This window comes from Streptomyces sp. PTY087I2 (genome assembly GCF_001687325.1).
Taxonomy (GTDB): Bacteria; Actinomycetota; Actinomycetes; order Streptomycetales; family Streptomycetaceae; genus Streptomyces.
In genome coordinates this window covers 160687-175486 of record NZ_LZRD01000018.1, presented here as the reverse complement: position 1 = coordinate 175486, position 14800 = coordinate 160687, and the positions used below count along the sequence as shown (strand labels likewise).

Below are 14800 nucleotides of genomic sequence, written 5' to 3'. Positions count from 1 at the left end.
GGCCGAGGAGGTGCGCGCGGCGGCGGACCGGGCGGCGGATGAGCGGGTGGCCGCGGCGGCCCGGGAGGCGGAAGGGCTCCTGGCGGCGGCCCGGCAGGACGCGGAGGAGGTGCGGGCGGCCGCCGCCTCGGCGATGGCGGCGACCCGTGACCGTACGGCGAGCGTGCTGGCCCACCAGGAGCAGGAGCACGCGGAGCGCCGCAAGGCGGCCGAGGCCGAACTGGCCGCCCAGGAAGCCGCGTTGGCGGCCCGGCACGCGGAGCTGACCGAGCGGGCGGAGGCGCTGCTCGCGGAGGCGGGCCGGCACCTCGCCGCCACGCAGGAGGCGGCCCGGCACGGCCAGGAGAACGCGGAGGCGCGGGCGGCGGAGCTGCTGGCCGAGGCCCGGGTCCGGGAGGAGCGGGTGGTCCGGGAGACGGAACGGATCCTGCGGGAGCACGAGGAGGGCCGCGAGGAGGCCCAGGCGCACATGGCACACGTACGCAGCTCGCTCGCGGCGCTGACGGGACGCGTGACGCCGGACGACGTGACGCCGGACGAGGGGACAGCGGAAGGCGAGGGGGCGGCGGAAGGCGAGGACAGCTGACCGCCGTCTCACGCACCCCCGGCCACAGGGGAGTTCGCAACCCGTGGCTCTTGCATATATCCGCCGGCACGAGCTGAATAAGTCATGCACCTCGCAGTTCCCCCGTTCTGCTTGCAAGGGAGTGGTCATGACCGTCCGAGCACCGGACATTCTGTCGCCCGAGTTCGAGAGAGACCCGTATGCGGCCTATCGCCGTATGCGGCAGGACACGCCGCTCCTGTGGCACGAGGCCACCAAGAGTTACATCGTCTCGCGGTACGAGGACGTGGAGCGCGTCTTCAAGGACAAAGCCGGTGAGTTCACCACCGAGAACTACGACTGGCAGATCGAGCCCGTGCACGGGCGGACGATTCTCCAGCTCAGCGGGCGCGAGCACGCCGTACGCCGGGCCCTCGTCGCGCCCGCCTTCCGGGGCGCCGATCTGCGGGACAAGTTCTTACCGGTCATCGAGCGCAATTCGCGCGAATTGATCGACCGGTTCCGTGGTGCCGGTTCCGTCGATCTGGTCGCCGACTACGCCACCCGATTTCCCGTGAACGTCATTGCGGACATGCTCGGTCTGGACAAGTCCGACTATGAGCGTTTTCACGGCTGGTATACGGCCGTCATCGCTTTTCTCGGTAATCTCTCCGGCGATCAGGACGTGGCGCGGGCCGGTGAACGTACGCGCGTCGAGTTCGCCGAGTACATGCTGCCGATCATCCGGAAACGGCGGGAAGCGCCCGGCGACGATCTGCTGTCGACGCTGTGCACCGCGGAGGTCGACGGTGTCCGGATGAGCGACGAGGACGTCAAGGCGTTCTGTAGTCTGCTGCTCGCGGCGGGCGGGGAGACCACCGACAAGGCCATCGCCGGTATCTTCGCCAACCTGCTGACGCACCCGGACCAGTTGGCGGCGGTCCGCGCCGACCGGAGCCTGATAGCCCGCGCCTTCGCCGAGACGCTGCGCTACACCCCGCCGGTCCACATGATCATGCGCCAGTCGGCGGCGGACGTGGAGCTGAGCGGCGGCACCGTACCGGCGGGCTCCACGGTGACCTGCCTGATCGGCTCCGCCAACCGTGACGAGGACCGCTACCGCGACCCCGATGTCTTCGACATCTTCCGCGAGGACCTGAGCGCCACGAACGCGTTCTCGGCGGCGGCCGACCATCTCGCGTTCGCGCTCGGCCGGCACTTCTGCGTGGGTGCTCTGCTGGCCAGGTCCGAAGTCGAGACCGGCGTGGGCCAGTTGCTGGACGCCATGCCCGATCTGCGGTTGGCCGACGGCTTCGACCCGGTCGAGAACGGGGTGTTCACCCGGGGGCCGAAGAGCCTGCCGGTGCGTTTCACACCGGTGTCCGGCTGACACCGGGCCGGGGCCGGGGCCGGGACCACGGATTCCGGCCTCGGAACCGGCCCCGGGACCACGGATTCCGGCCTCGGAACCGGCCCCGGAACTCCGGCCACCCGCTTACTGCGCCATCGGGCTGAACTGCACCGGCAGCGCCGAAAGCCCCCGCATCCAGATCGAGGGCCGCCAGCTCAGCTCCTCCGGCTCGACCGCCAGCATCAGGTCCGGCAGCTGTTCCAGCAGCGTCTCCACCGCCGTACGGGCCATCACATCGGCCAGCAGCGGTGCGGGGTAGGGGCAGCGGTGCTCGCCGCCGCTGAACGACAGGTGCGCGGAGTTCTCGGCCCCGACGTACGCCTCCGGCCAGATCTCCGGGTCGGTGTTGGCGGCGGCGATCCCCAGGACCAGGCAGTCGCCCGCCCGGATGTGCCGGCCGCCGAGCTGGGTGTCCCGTACGGCCCAGCGGCCGATGAAGTTCTGCGTCGGAGTGTCCAGCCACAGCACCTCGTTCAGCGCCTCGCCGACGCTGAGCCTGCCGCCGGAGACGTTCACCGCGAAGCGTTCGTCCGTCAGCAGCAGCCGCAGCGTGTTGCAGATCCAGTTGGCGGTGGGCTGCTGGGCGGCGGCGATCACCGAGATCAGGTCCTGGACGATCTCCTCGTCCGAGAGGCCCGCCCCGTGCGTCACCATGCGGGAGGTGACGTCGGGACCGGGCGCTGCCCGCTTGTCCTTGACCAGTTGGCGCAGCCGGTCGCCGACGCGCCCGTACGCCGCCACCGGGTCGTCCCCCTCACCGGCGTCGAGCGAGATGCGCAGGTCGTCCACCAGCTGCTGGGTGTCCGAGCCCGACACCGGCATCCCGCACATCTGGACCACGGCCCGCATCGGCAGGGCGTGGACGTAACTGCTCATCAGCTCCGTCCGGCCGCTCCCGGCGAAGTCCGCGATGAGCCGCTCCGCGATGCGCCGGCAGTCGCGGGCCAGCTCGAACTGGTCGACGCCCTCCAGCGCTTCGGTGATGACGCCGGCCCTGCGCCGGTGCTCGTCGCCCTCCGTGAACAGCACCGACGGCTGGTAGCCGACGAACGGCAGGAGCGGCCAGTCCGGCGGAATGCTGTCCCACTGGTTCCAGCGGCGCGAGTCCCGGGCGAACAGTTCGTCGTGCGTGGTGACGTAGGAGAGTTCGGCGTACCCGAGGACCAGCCACGCCGGTACGTCACCGTCGAGCAGGACCGGCGCCACCGCGCCGTGCTCCCGCCGCAGCGAGCGGTAGAGCTCCGTGGGCGTCTGCTGGTAGGAGGCTCCGGACAGGCGTACGGCACCGGGGGCGACCGGGCAGCCGGAAGGGGCGGTGGAGGCGGCCGGGGCAAAGGACGGATCGAGGGACGGATCGAAGGACGGGCTGGAGGTGCTCATGGTTGTGTCGTCTCCCGGGCGATGGCCATCGTGCGCAGATGGTCGACGAGCGTGATCAGGACGTTCTTGCTGGACGTCCGGACCCGGGCGTCGCAGTCGATCATCGGGATGTGCTCGGGCAGGGCCAGGGCCTGGCGGATCTCGTCGAGCGGGTGGGCGACGTCGTCGTCGAACCGGTTCACCGCCACCACGAACGGGGTGCCGTGGTGTTCCAGCCGGTCGATCGCGTACCAGGAGTCGTCCATCCGGCGGGTGTCCACGAGGACGACCGCGCCGAGCGTGCCGGAGAACAGCCGGTCCCACAGGAACCAGAAGCGTTCCTGCCCCGGGGCGCCGAACAGGTACAGCACGATGCGCTCGTTGAGGCTGATGCGGCCGAAGTCGAAGGCGACCGTGGTGGTCGTCTTGGCGTCGACACCGCTCGTCTCGTCGACGCCGACACCCGCCTGGGTCATGACCTCTTCGGTGTTCAGCGGCCGGATCTCGCTCACCGAGCGGACGAGCGTGGTCTTGCCGACGCCGAACCCTCCGACGACGACTATCTTCAGGCCGGTCTCGGCGGCGTCGGCCAGCGGGGTGCGCCGGGCGGGCAGCTCACAGCTTCCGGAGACCATGCAGCACCTCCTTCAGCAGTTCGGAGTCGGGGAGTTCGGTCGGTGAGGCGGCCACCCGGGGATGGCGGGCGGTGATCCGGCCCATGACGTGGAGGTCGTCGAGCAGGATGCGGACCACGGTGACGGGGAGGGAGAGTTCGGCGGCGATCTCGACGACGGCGGTCGGGTGGCCGCACAGTTCGAGGATCCGCGCGTGCTCGGACTGCATGCCGGGGGTCGGCCGGCACTCGCTGACCACCAGGGTCACCAGGTCGAAGGAGTCCGGGGCGCGGCTGCGTCCGCCGGTGACCGTGTAGAGCCGGTCGGGGGCTCCGGTGTCGACGGGGCGCCGGGTCACGAGGGACTCCCCGGTACGGTGCCGCGTGGCGCGGCGCGCAGGTGTTCGCCGATCTGCGCGACCATCTGCGTCATCTGGTTGCCCACGATGCTGGGGTCGGCCTCCTCCGTGGCGACGACGGCCAGATGCGCGCCCTCACCGGCCTCGACGATGAAGAGCAGGCCGCCGTGGAACTCGGTCATCGAGTGCCGTACGCCGCCGGAACCGTCCCCGAACTCGATGGACGCGCCCTGCGCCAGCGCCTGCATGCCCGAGCAGATGGCCGCCAGCTGGTCGGCCTGGTCGAGCGTGAGGTGCTCGCTCCAGCAGAGCTTGAGCCCGTCGCGGGACAGGGCCAGGGCGTGCCGCGTGCCGGGGGTCTGCTCCAGCAGCCTCTGTAGGAGCCAGGTGAGGCTGTTGTCCGTTGTCTGCATGATGAGTGACGGGACCGTGGCGCCGGGATCCGGCCGACGTCCCGTACCTCCAATCTCGGATGTTCGGGCGAGCGCGTCCGGTGGACCCGGACACCCTGTGGATGGCGTTCCTGGCTACGGCGCGGGGGACGGCGGCGGTACGGTCCCGGCGTCCGGCCGCTCCGCTGCCGCCGGGCTGCCCGGGGGCCGCCGGCCGCGCTGGAAGGCGCCGAACTGCTGGCCCGCGGTGCGGGGCGGGGTGGCCCGTGGGGTGTCGCCCCGCGGGTTCGCCGAGGCGGCGGGCGCGGGCGCCCCGCGGTGACGGCCGCGCTCACGCTCCGCCTCACCCATGGTGCGACCGGGCGTACGGACGGGGAGGCCACCGGGGGTGGAGGCGGGAGCCGCCGGACGGACCGCGGGCTGCTCGGGCTCCCGGGGACGGACGACGAGGGGGTCGGGGGCGGGGGCTGGTGTCGGCGTGACGGGGTCCGGCAGGGAGGGCGTCGCGGGTACGGGCGCGGGACTGGGCGGTGGCGTTACGGGCGTGGGCACCGGCGTCGCGGGTTCCGGTGACACGGGTTCCGGCGCGAGCGTGGCCGTGGGGGCGGGCGCGGGCGGGACGGTGGCTTCCCGGGGGCTCGGGGCGGCCGAGACCGTGGCTTCCCGGAGGCCCGACGCGGCCGGATGGCTCTCGCGGGACTCCTGCGCGATCAGATGCCTCGGCAGCAGGACGACCACACCGGTGCCCCCGCGCGAGGACGGCCGGTAGTTGACGCTGATCCGGTGCTTCAGCGCGAGCCGCCCCACCACGGCGAGGCCGAGGCGCGTGCCCTGGAGGGCCGCGAGGTCGTTCATCCGCCCGGCGACGGAGTCCGCGGCCCGCCGCATCGCCGCGTCGGCCATCTTCAGGCCGCTGTCCTCGATGGTGACGACGATGCCGGTGCCGCGCTCCTCGACGTACACATGCACCTCGTCGATGGGCGGCGAGAAGTTCGCGGCGTTGTCCATCAGTTCGGCGAGCAGGTGCATGACGCCTTCGGCGGCGAAGCCGGAGATGGCGACGTTCGACGAGCAGTGCAGGCGTACCCGCTGATAGGCGGCGATCCGGCCGACCGCGCCCCGCAGGATGCTCTCCATGACGATCGGCCGGTTCCAGGCGCGGCTGGGCCGGCCGCCCATCAGCAGGGCGAGGCGGTCCGTCATCAGGCCGAGCTGAGAGGTGCTGTGGTCCAGCTTCAGGAGATCGCCGAACACCTCTTCGCTGTGACGTTCCTGCATGCTGCGCAGGTCGGCGAGCATGCTGACGGACTTCGCCTGGACGCGGCTGAGCGCCTTGGCGGACGCGGTCTGCGCGGCGAGGGCGCGGCGTTCGCTGAGCGCGAGCTCCCGGAGGACGGCCTCGACGGACGCGCGCAGCAGGGGCTGTTCCGGGAGGTAGACCTCGGCCTGCACGGCGGCACCGGACTCGCCCTCACGGAGCCGGGCGGCCACACCCGGCAGGGTCTCGCGGGTGAAGCGTTCCACTTCGGAGGTCAGGGCGTGCATCTCCTCGCGGAGCCGGGCGTTCTCCCGGCCCAGCTCGTCGTGGATCCGGGTGCTCTCGGTGCGCAGGGCGGCGGTCTGCTGCTCCTGCCCCTCGACGGTGGCCGCGAGGGCGTGCAGCAGCTTGCGCTGCCGCGGTCCGCGCGGCAGCGGGACGCGCCCGAGGGCATCGGCGGCCGGTACTCCGCCGCGTACGAGCCGGAGCAGCGCGGGCAGCGCCACGTCGGCGGTGTGGGCGGTGTCCGCTTCGAGCGCGGTCAGCGAGGTCTTGAGCCGTTCGGCCTCGGCGGTCCGGGCCGAGGCCGCGCGCTGGGTCCGCCGGGCGACGGTGTGCACGACGGCGAGCGTGACGGCCAGGACCACCCAGGCGGTGAGCACCACCGCCACCGCCCAGCCGCGCGCCCCGGCCGGGGCCAGGACCACGGCCACGGCTCCGGCGACGGCGAGCACGGACAGCACGGCCACAAGCGGCGCTGTCGCGGTCCCGGGCGCTTTCATCGGCCTCCGCCGCTGACTGGCTGGTACGGGTTCTGGCATGGATGCGGTCCCTCAGTTCTACCGAGCGGAAGGTGTGCGGCCGCTCCGGGAAGGTGCAGATCACCTGGGGAATCGGAGAAAAGCGGAAGCAGCCTTTCCTGTCAGGGTTCGACCACATCGTAGACATGCCTGTGCGGCGATTGATCCGGTGAGCGGCATAGTCCGTAGGCAGAGTGATTTTGTCGGGAAGTGGCCAGCGGAACTTGGGTGTTGTGGTATTCGCGCGGCCGTGCACGACGCTGACCGGCGCCGGGCCGGAATGGGCCCTGGGAGAATGGTCGGGGCATATGCGTCACGTGCGCCGCGAAGGGATGACGTTCCGGGTCCGAGGAATTCTTTTCGGCCAATCCGGAAAGCCTCGCCGGATCATATCGGGCGAGGCTGTGGTGCCGGTAAATCCGGTATCGCGCCGGTAAAGGCTCAGTGACACCAGTAAATGAACGCGCTCCAGGCGGCGGCCGGGACGACGAGGGCGGGGCCGGTGGGGTTCTTGCTGTCACGGACGGGGACGACGCCGGGGAATCCGTCCGCCACCTGCACGCAGTTGCCGCCCTCCTCGTTGCTGTAGCTGCTGCTGCGCCAGGCGGCGGCGGTCAGATCGGGACGGGATGCTCCCTGCACGGTAATCAACCTCCAGCACGGATCGGATCAGGTCGAGCGACATCAGCGGCGGCAGTGCCATCGCCCTGAGTTGATCGTAAGTCAGGTCGAACCGTTCGACCTCGTCCGGTTCCTCGGTCAACTGGCCGTGGTGCGCACCTTCCGTATAGGCGATCTTGGTGCCGTCCGGCATCACCAGCACGGTGAGGGAACCGGCCAGTGCGCCGTGCGCGCCTTGGTCGAACGGCAGTACCTGAATGGTGACGTTGGGCTCCTCCGCCATCCTGAGCAGCTTCTCCAACTGGCCGCGCATCACCGCCGCTCCGCCGACCGGACGCCGGAGCACGGCCTCGTCGAGGACGATCCACAGCTCTGGCCGGTCCGGGCCGGTCAGCCGCACCTGGCGGTCGAGCCGGGCTGCGACGCGTTCCTCCAGGTGTTCGGCGTCGCGCAGCGAGTGGCCCATGCTCAGCAGGGCCCGCGCATACTCCGGGGTCTGTAGCAGACCGGGAACGGCATGTGAGGAGTACTCGCGGATCACCGTAGCGCGGGCCGAGTACGCGATGAACGCCTGCGACCAGTCGGGATACGCCTCCCGGTACACATACGGCCAGAGGTCGATCAGTAACTCGTCCGCCACCAGCTCCTTGTCCAGAACCCGGGTCAGCTCCAGCGTGGGCTTCGCGCCGGTCGCTCGCTCCAGTTGGGCGATCCGGCTGCTGACCACGTGGGCGAGCGCGCCCACTTCGGCCTGGGTGAGTCCGGCCGCGACGCGGAGTTTACGCAGGCGCGATCCGAAGAGGGCGGCCATGGAGGCCTGCGGGTCAATTGCTTTGGCCACGGCGATACTTCCGTTCCTTACGGCCTGCGGGGTAAGGCGCTGTCACCTTCCGAGGCTAGGACGCACGGCCGACTCTTGAGTACGGAACGTCACGGAAGCCGCACGTGTGGGTGACGTGAGAGGAGTCGAGCGAACGGATGGCCAGGATGACCGGCGAGAAGACGACCGAAGCGACGAACGACGCCCGGCAGGAGCCGGCCCCACCCCACCCGCGCGGCTTCGGGTTGACGGCCAACGGTTACGGGAGCCTGTCGCGGCAGTTCCCCCCGACGCCCCGGGGAGCGCGGCTCGCCCGTCGTACGGTGGTGAGGCAGTTGGGGCACTGGGGGTTCGGGCCGATGACGGACGCGTCGTGCTCGGTCGCCCTCGTGGTGGCGGAGCTGGCGGCCAACGCGGTGTGCCACGGGCGGCTGCGGGGCCGGAACTTCCATGTCCGGGTGGACTACGAGGGCCCGGCGAGCCGCTTCCGTATCGAGGTCTCGGACGCCCTGCTCGGCCGGACCCCCGAGCAGGCGGCGCTGGCCCCGAAGGACGAGGAGTCGGGGCGCGGCCTGTTCCTGGTGGAGTGCCTGGCGACGAAGTGGGGGTGGGAGCCCCGGAACCCGATCGGCAAGACCGTGTGGGCGGAGGTGGCGGCGGACCCGCCTGCCGGTGGGGACCGGGCGCACGGATGACGATCAGGAACCGCCGTCGGTACGGGGCCCGGTCCAGCCTGTGGCGGCGACGACCTCCCGCGCGATGTCGGCGACGAGCCGTCCGTCCGTCGCCACGTACGATCCGCACTCCGGCGCCCATGGCGCGCTCGAACCATGCCGCTGCCGCCGCCCGCGGGTGCGGTGTCAGCCGCCGTTCTGCATGATCTGGATCAGGTTGCCGCAGGTGTCGTCCAGGACGGCGGTGGTGACGGGGCCCATCTCCACCGGCTCCTGGGTGAAGCGGACGCCGAGCTTGCTGAGCCGGTCGAACTCCGCCCGTACGTCGTCCACGGTGAACGCCGTGGCCGGGATGCCGTCCTCGACCAGGGCCGTCGTGTACGGCTTCACGGCCGGGTGCTTGTTCGGCTCCAGGAGGAGTTCGGTGCCGTCGGGGTCCTCCGGCGAGACCACGGTCAGCCAGCGGTCCTCGCCGCCGAGCGGGACGTCGTGCTTCTTCACGAAGCCGAGGACGTCCGTGTAGAAGCGCAGGGCCTTCTCTTGGTCGTCGACGAAGACGCTGGTCAGGTTGATCCTCATGGGGTGCTCTCCGGGGTTTTCGGGGTCCGCGGTGTCTTCGGTGTCTTCGCTCCGAGCCATCGGCTGACGATGTGCTCAAGGGGTTCGGTGTCGAGGTCGTGGAACTTGTACCGGCCCTCGCGGCGCGTGATGACCAGGCCCGCCGCCTCCAGGACGGCCAGATGCTGGCTGACCGCCTGGCGGGACAGCCCGAGGCCGTGTTTGGTCACCAGCCGCCCGCATATTTCGAACAGCGTCTGGCCGTTCCGGTCGGTCAGCTCGTCGAGGATGAGTCGGCGCGTGGGGTCGGCCAGGGCCTTGAAGACATCGTCCGCCATGACTCCACGATAGGCAAGTGGCGACTTGCCTATCAAGCGAGGATGCTCGGCCACCTCAGGGGCGACCGACGTCACGGTCCTGCTCCATGATCAGATCGCGGCACTGCCGTGCCCGGTTCCCCAGGTCGTCCGTCAGCGCGGAGAGCTCGACGAGGTAACTGAGCAGATCGGCGAGCTCCCCGCGGCCCTGGCCAGTAGCGAGCAATTCCTCAGTCGCCTCCGGTACGCGGTTCTCCGTTTCGACGAACAGCGACCGAAAGAGGTTCAAGAATCCGGTCTCTGCGTCGGTCGGGGTCACCAGGGAGGAGAACAGCTGACTCCACTGCTCCGTAGACGCTTGGAGCCGACCTTCCACAGCGTCGAACATGAGCTTCTCGAACGTGCAGGAGACGTCTTCGGGGTGCGCTGCGACAGCCCGGTCCAGGTCTCTTCGCGCTGCCTCGCGCCGGCCTGTTTGCCGAAGTACTTGAACGCGGGTGGCGAGCGCCCAGGCCAGGGTGGGGTCGAGTTCGAGCGCGGCGGTGAGGTCCGCGACGGCCTGGTCGTAGCGACCGGCCTGATGGTGTGTATGGCCGCGGGTGGCGAGTGCCCAGGCGTAGGTGGGGTCGTGCTCGAGCGCGGCGGTGAGGTCGGCGACCGCCCGGTCGTAGTCGCCGGCCGCCCGGTGTGTTTCGCCCCGGGCACCGAATGCCCAGGCGTACGTGGGGTCGTGCTCCAGTGCGGCGGTCAGGTCGGCGATGGCGCGGTCGTAGTGACCGGCCTGGTGGTGTGTGCGGCCGCGGCTGGCGAGTGCCCAGGCCAAGGTGGGATCGTGTTCGAGTGCGGCGGTGAAGTCGGCGATGGCCTGGTCGTAGCGACCGGCCTGTTGGTGTGCCTCTCCGCGGCCGGCGAGTGCCCAGGCGTACGTGGGGTCGAGTTCGAGCGCGGTGGTGTACTCGGCGATGGCCTGGTCGTAACGGCCAGCCTGCCGGTGTGTGTCGCCGAGATGGCTGCGTGCCCAGGTGAGGGTGGGGTCGTGTTCGAGCGCGGCGGTGAGGTCTGCGACGGCTCGGTCGTAGTGACCGGCCTGCCAATGAGATATACCGCGGGCGCTGAGTGCCCAGGCACTGGTGGGGTCGTGTTCGAGAGCGGTGGTGAGGTCTGCGACGGCTCGGTCGTAGTGACCGGCCTGTTGGTGTGTCTCTCCACGCAGCGTGCGGCTCCACGCGTCGGTCGGTTCGAGTTCCAGCGCGGTGGTGAAGTCGGCTACGGCCTGGTCGTAGTTGCCCAGCCAGCGATGGACTTCGCCGCGGCGGGACCAGGCAGTGGCGTTCCGGGCGTTCTGTGCGATGGCACGGTCCAACTCGGCGAGAGCCTCCTCCTCCCGGTCGCAGAAATAGAGGTGGTTGCCCCGGTAGGTGGAGGCCCAGCTTCTGCTGTCGGCGCTCAGCCCGCCGTGGGACAGCAGCACACCGAGACAGGCGAGAACGGGATCATCGCTCGTGAGGGCGGACTGGAGTCGTCCCGCCCACGAAAGCAGGGTGGGGTCGGTCGTGTCCCGCGCGGCTTGGTCGAAGGCCTCGATCCACTGGCGTAGCACGGCGACGCTCTGGCCGGCGGCGTGAACGACCTGTTCCAGGGCGGCTGTCAGGTACGCCCCCGGATAGGCACACAACCGGTGGTACGTCCCATCCACACGGTGCCGACGCCACTCGGCCTCCCCCCACCGTTTCGCTTCGGGGAGCCGCTCCTCGATCGACCCGCGCCAGGCGGCATGTGCGTCGGCGAGCCGGGTATGGGCGGAGGCCCAGCCGCGGGGGGAATGGGCGCGCTGCTGATGGACCATGCTGGCGCGGACCACCGCGTGGTAGTGCTTGTAGTCACCCCGGCCATTGACGAACGGCTGCCCGCACAGCCACTCCCACAGCCCCTCGGCCGCGGCCTCGGGCCCGGCCGCGGCCCCGAAGACGTCCTCGTTCAGCTGAAGGGGCAGCGCACCCGCCCGTACGGCCTCACGCTTCTTCGGGTCGGTGATCCACTGCACGAACCGTTCGACGGCCACATCGGCGAAGTCTCCGCCGGCATCGAGGTCCTCGACGGTGCTGGGGCGAGCCAGAGAGAGCAGCTCGACGAGCAGCGGGAGCCCCATCGACAGCTGCAACACCGCCTCCACCACCGCTGGTTCGGTCACGCCGCGCGAGGTCAGCAGCGCACGCGCCTCCGCCTCGGTGAACACCTCCAGCGGTACGTCCACGACATGCGCGCGCAACGGCGCCCAGTCCCGCTCCGCCAGCTCGTCCCGCCCGGCCAGCACGATGACGACGTTCGCCGGCACCGGGCCGAACTCCTCATCGAGCAGCCTCAGCAGCCAGCCGTCCAAGTAACGCGCGGTCTGCTCCCAGGTGTCGAAGAAGAGCACCACCCACCGTTGGCGGCGGCACAACCGTTCCAGCTCGGCGACGAAAGCACGGCTCAACCCCGTCTCGTCACCTCGGCCTCCTCGCCGCTGGGAACGGGACCGCGACTGCGACCGGAGCCGGTCCAGCCCCTGGGCCGCAGCCTCCGGATTCGCCATCGCCGTCACGAACCCGGCCCCGGGGATGAGCGAGGTCGCCCCCAACGCGGCCTGCGTCATCACTCGGCTCGATACCGACGCCTCGCCCTCCACGGGGAGTGGCTCGGCCTGAGCCGCCTGCTCCCGCCGGAACTGCTCGACCGCCTTGCCGAACTCCTTGCACGGCCCGCCCTGCGCCTCCAGCTGCCGGATGAGCTCGACCAGAGCCTGCTGCACGCCGTGGACGTCGTTCTCGTCCACCACCGCCGTCATCGCGTCCGCGCGCCTGGCCGCTTCCTGCCACTGCCGCAGCAGCGTGGACTTTCCCACACCGCCCACGCCGCGCACATGGAAGAGGAAGTCCGCCGGAGCCTCCTCGGAGAAGGGGTCCTTCGCCAGGTTCTCCGTGAACAGCGTCAGCTGCGCACGCCGGCCGACGAACCGGGCCTTCGCACGCTGCCGGATCAACGCCCCCCGCGACAGGCCCCGCGTCTCCGCCCCTGACATCCCGCACCCCGTCCGTTCCTCCGCCTCACCCTGCGGGCCAGGCATGACAACCGTCCGTCCGTGCTGGCCGCTTCGGACGTAGGCCATCAGTCTCCGGTCCAGCCCGCCCGTCTGTCAGCCGAGCGCGGGAGAACCCCGGCACCGGCGTCAGCGCCGACCCTGCACCCCGGCGGTCTCCGGCGCGTCCGTTCCCTCCGTGATGACCGGGAAGCGGCGCGGGGCGAGGGTGATCAGGGCGAGCAGGGCCAGGGCCGCGGCTCCGGCCGCGCCGACGTAGACGTGGTCCACCGCCGCGTCCACCGCCCGGCGCACGTGGTCCGTCGCCGCCGCGGAGAACGCGCCCGGGTTCTCCAGCGTGCGGGTCACCGCGTCCAGGTCGCCGGGGAGGCCGTCCACCGGGGCGTCGAGGAGGCGGGCGGCCAGGACGCTGTTGGCGACGGCCCCGAAGAGCGCCGCGCCGACGCTCTGGCCCACCTGGCGGCAGAAGAGGACCGACGCCGTCGTCGTACCGCGCTCCGCCCAGCCGACCGTCGACTGCACGCCCACGATCAGCGGCAGTTGGAACAGGCCGAGGGCCGCGCCGAGCAGCAGCATCAGGAGGGCCGGGTGCCAGGGCTCGCCGGGGTAGGGGAGGAGGGGGAAGGCCAGCAGGATCAGCAGCGCAGCGCTCATGCCGATCATCGCGGTCCGCCGGAAGCCGATGCGGTTGTAGACCCGGTCGGACAGGGCCGCCGACACCGGCCAGCTCAGCGTCATCACCGAGAGCACGAACCCGGCGGCTATCGGGCCGAGGCCCAGCACCGACTGGGCGTACGTGGGCAGGAAGACGGTCGGCGCGACCATCAGCAGCCCCATCGCGCCGAGCGCCAGGTTGACCGAGGCGATGGTACGTCGCCGCCACACCCAGCCCGGGATGATCGGCTCCGCCGCCCGCCGCTCGATGACGACGGTGAGCGCGGCCAGCACCGCGCTCGCCCCGAGCAGGCCCAGCGAGGGCGCCGACAGCCAGGGCCAGGCCACCCCGCCCTGCACGAGCGCCGTGAGCAGCAGGCTGCCGGTCGCGAAGACGGCCAGCGCGCCCGCCCAGTCGACCCGGGGCCGGCCGGCGGGCCGGGGGCGGGAGGGCTCGTGGAGATGGCGGACGACCAGCCAGAGGGCGACGGCCCCGACCGGCAGGTTGATGAGGAAGATCCACCGCCAGTCGGCGTACCCGGCGAGCAGCCCGCCGACGACGGGTCCCGCCACCGCCGAAGTGGCCCACACCGTGGACAGCTTGGCCTGGATGCGCGGGCGTTCCTTGAGCGGGTAGAGGTCGGCCGCGATGGTCTGCACCGTGCCCTGGAGCGCGCCGCCGCCCAGCCCCTGGACGATACGGAAGGCGATGAGCGCGGCCATGTTCCACGCGGCCGCGCAGAGGACCGAACCGGCCAGGAACAGGATGATCCCGGCGATCAGGACCGGCTTGCGGCCGAAGGTGTCGGAGAGCTTCCCGTACAGGGGGAGCGTGACCGTGACGGCCAGCAGATAGCCGGAGAAGAGCCAGGAGAAGACGGTGAGCCCGCCGAGATCGCCGACGATCTGGGGGACGGCCGTGGAGACGATGGTGCCGTCGATGGCGGCCAGCGCCATGCCGAGCATGAGCGCCGCCACGACGGGGCGGCGGCCCCGGGGGGTGGCGAGGGCGGGCGGTGCGCCGCTCTCGTCGCCGCCGTTCCGGCCCGTACCGCCTGCGTCGCCGCTCACCGGGTTCCTTCCCTATGCACGTATCTCCCGTGGCACTGTCTCATCCAGGGGCGCCGAGGGGGAGCCCCTGACCTCTCTCCGCCCGGGGGACGAGTTCCCCTAGGGGGCGCCCCCTCATTGCGGCCAGGGCCTGTTCCTCCCGGCGGAGGACGTGGTGGCGGGGGCCCTCTCCTTAACCTTTTCTTACGTCGCCGCTACGGCTCACCGCAGGGGGGTGGGTGGGGAAAACCCCACCTGAAGACTGCACTGAGCACCATCGCGCCGGGGACG

Annotated in this window: 13 protein-coding genes and 1 pseudogene; 3 read left to right on the top strand and 11 right to left on the bottom strand. The window is 71.1% G+C overall.

Annotated features, from left to right (window positions below; translation table 11 throughout):
• Positions 1 to 586: pseudogene (locus A3Q37_RS20885) on the top strand (cellulose-binding protein); the annotation flags it as partial.
• A gap of 196 nt (positions 587 to 782) precedes the next feature.
• Entirely contained in the window at positions 783 to 1934 is a 1152-nt protein-coding gene (locus A3Q37_RS20880; protein WP_065486924.1) for a cytochrome P450, read from the top strand.
• 105 nt (positions 1935 to 2039) lie between these two features.
• On the opposite strand, the gene A3Q37_RS20875 is transcribed toward A3Q37_RS20880, so the two are convergent.
• The 7 genes from A3Q37_RS20875 to A3Q37_RS20850 form a co-directional block, all read right to left on the bottom strand.
• A complete protein-coding gene (locus A3Q37_RS20875; RefSeq protein WP_065486902.1) occupies positions 2040 to 3335 on the bottom strand; it encodes a cytochrome P450 in 1296 nt (431 codons plus the stop codon).
• The gene (locus A3Q37_RS20870; protein ID WP_065486900.1) at positions 3332 to 3949 is read right to left on the bottom strand and encodes an ATP/GTP-binding protein; all 618 of its coding nucleotides are present in this window, start codon (positions 3947 to 3949) and stop codon (positions 3332 to 3334) included. The genes A3Q37_RS20875 and A3Q37_RS20870 overlap by 4 nt, the downstream gene beginning before the upstream one ends.
• Positions 3930 to 4286 carry a DUF742 domain-containing protein gene (locus A3Q37_RS20865; RefSeq protein WP_065486899.1) on the bottom strand — a complete coding sequence of 119 codons (357 nt, stop codon included), beginning with the start codon at positions 4284 to 4286 and terminating at the stop codon, positions 3930 to 3932. Before A3Q37_RS20865 ends, A3Q37_RS20870 begins: the two co-directional genes overlap by 20 nt.
• Positions 4283 to 4699 (bottom strand): roadblock/LC7 domain-containing protein, encoded by a 417-nt coding sequence (locus A3Q37_RS20860; protein WP_065486897.1) that lies wholly within the window; start codon positions 4697 to 4699, stop codon positions 4283 to 4285. Before A3Q37_RS20860 ends, A3Q37_RS20865 begins: the two co-directional genes overlap by 4 nt.
• Before the next feature lie 114 nt (positions 4700 to 4813).
• Entirely contained in the window at positions 4814 to 6718 is a 1905-nt protein-coding gene (locus A3Q37_RS20855) for an ATP-binding protein (protein ID WP_065486891.1), read from the bottom strand.
• Positions 6719 to 7177: 459 nt separating this feature from the next.
• On the bottom strand, positions 7178 to 7291 hold the full coding sequence (locus A3Q37_RS37905; protein ID WP_255311886.1) for a DUF397 domain-containing protein: 114 nt from the start codon (positions 7289 to 7291) through the stop codon (positions 7178 to 7180).
• Positions 7254 to 8168, bottom strand: a complete 915-nt coding sequence (locus A3Q37_RS20850) for a helix-turn-helix transcriptional regulator (protein WP_065486889.1) — start codon at positions 8166 to 8168, stop codon at positions 7254 to 7256. Before A3Q37_RS20850 ends, A3Q37_RS37905 begins: the two co-directional genes overlap by 38 nt.
• Positions 8169 to 8335: 167 nt before the next feature.
• Here A3Q37_RS20850 and A3Q37_RS20845 point away from each other — a divergent pair, with 167 nt between their 5' ends.
• Positions 8336 to 8872, top strand: coding sequence for an ATP-binding protein (locus A3Q37_RS20845; protein WP_065486887.1), 537 nt, complete (start codon positions 8336 to 8338; stop codon positions 8870 to 8872).
• Positions 8873 to 9037: 165 nt separating this feature from the next.
• Here the strand turns inward: A3Q37_RS20845 and A3Q37_RS20840 are convergent, their stop codons facing one another.
• From A3Q37_RS20840 to A3Q37_RS20825, 4 genes are all read right to left on the bottom strand, one after another.
• Complete coding sequence (locus A3Q37_RS20840; protein ID WP_065486885.1) at positions 9038 to 9430, bottom strand: VOC family protein; 393 nt, start codon at positions 9428 to 9430, stop codon at positions 9038 to 9040.
• Positions 9427 to 9747, bottom strand: a complete 321-nt coding sequence (locus tag A3Q37_RS20835; protein WP_065486883.1) for a helix-turn-helix transcriptional regulator — start codon at positions 9745 to 9747, stop codon at positions 9427 to 9429. Before A3Q37_RS20835 ends, A3Q37_RS20840 begins: the two co-directional genes overlap by 4 nt.
• A 55-nt stretch (positions 9748 to 9802) precedes the next feature.
• Complete coding sequence (locus A3Q37_RS20830; protein ID WP_255311883.1) at positions 9803 to 12832, bottom strand: tetratricopeptide repeat protein; 3030 nt, start codon at positions 12830 to 12832, stop codon at positions 9803 to 9805.
• A 102-nt stretch (positions 12833 to 12934) separates the two neighbouring features.
• On the bottom strand, positions 12935 to 14425 hold the full coding sequence (locus A3Q37_RS20825) for an MFS transporter (RefSeq protein WP_255311885.1): 1491 nt from the start codon (positions 14423 to 14425) through the stop codon (positions 12935 to 12937).
• Between the last annotated feature and the right edge of the window lie 375 nt (positions 14426 to 14800).

Excerpts from the sequence above, each read along its gene's own strand:
- A3Q37_RS20880 (WP_065486924.1), top strand. The coding sequence starts at position 783 with ATGCGGCAGGACACGCCGCTCCTGTGGCACGAGGCCACCAAGAGTTAC.
- A3Q37_RS20875 (WP_065486902.1), bottom strand. The coding sequence starts at position 3,335 with ATGAGCACCTCCAGCCCGTCCTTCGATCCGTCCCTCGATCCGTCCTTT.
- A3Q37_RS20870 (WP_065486900.1), bottom strand. The coding sequence starts at position 3,949 with ATGGTCTCCGGAAGCTGTGAGCTGCCCGCCCGGCGCACCCCGCTGGCC.
- A3Q37_RS20860 (WP_065486897.1), bottom strand. The coding sequence starts at position 4,699 with ATGCAGACAACGGACAACAGCCTCACCTGGCTCCTACAGAGGCTGCTG.
- A3Q37_RS20855 (WP_065486891.1), bottom strand. The coding sequence starts at position 6,718 with ATGAAAGCGCCCGGGACCGCGACAGCGCCGCTTGTGGCCGTGCTGTCC.
- A3Q37_RS20850 (WP_065486889.1), bottom strand. The coding sequence starts at position 8,168 with ATGGCCGCCCTCTTCGGATCGCGCCTGCGTAAACTCCGCGTCGCGGCC.
- A3Q37_RS20845 (WP_065486887.1), top strand. The coding sequence starts at position 8,336 with ATGGCCAGGATGACCGGCGAGAAGACGACCGAAGCGACGAACGACGCC.
- A3Q37_RS20840 (WP_065486885.1), bottom strand. The coding sequence starts at position 9,430 with ATGAGGATCAACCTGACCAGCGTCTTCGTCGACGACCAAGAGAAGGCC.
- A3Q37_RS20835 (WP_065486883.1), bottom strand. The coding sequence starts at position 9,747 with ATGGCGGACGATGTCTTCAAGGCCCTGGCCGACCCCACGCGCCGACTC.
- A3Q37_RS20830 (WP_255311883.1), bottom strand. The coding sequence starts at position 12,832 with ATGCCTGGCCCGCAGGGTGAGGCGGAGGAACGGACGGGGTGCGGGATG.
- A3Q37_RS20825 (WP_255311885.1), bottom strand. The coding sequence starts at position 14,425 with ATGCTCGGCATGGCGCTGGCCGCCATCGACGGCACCATCGTCTCCACG.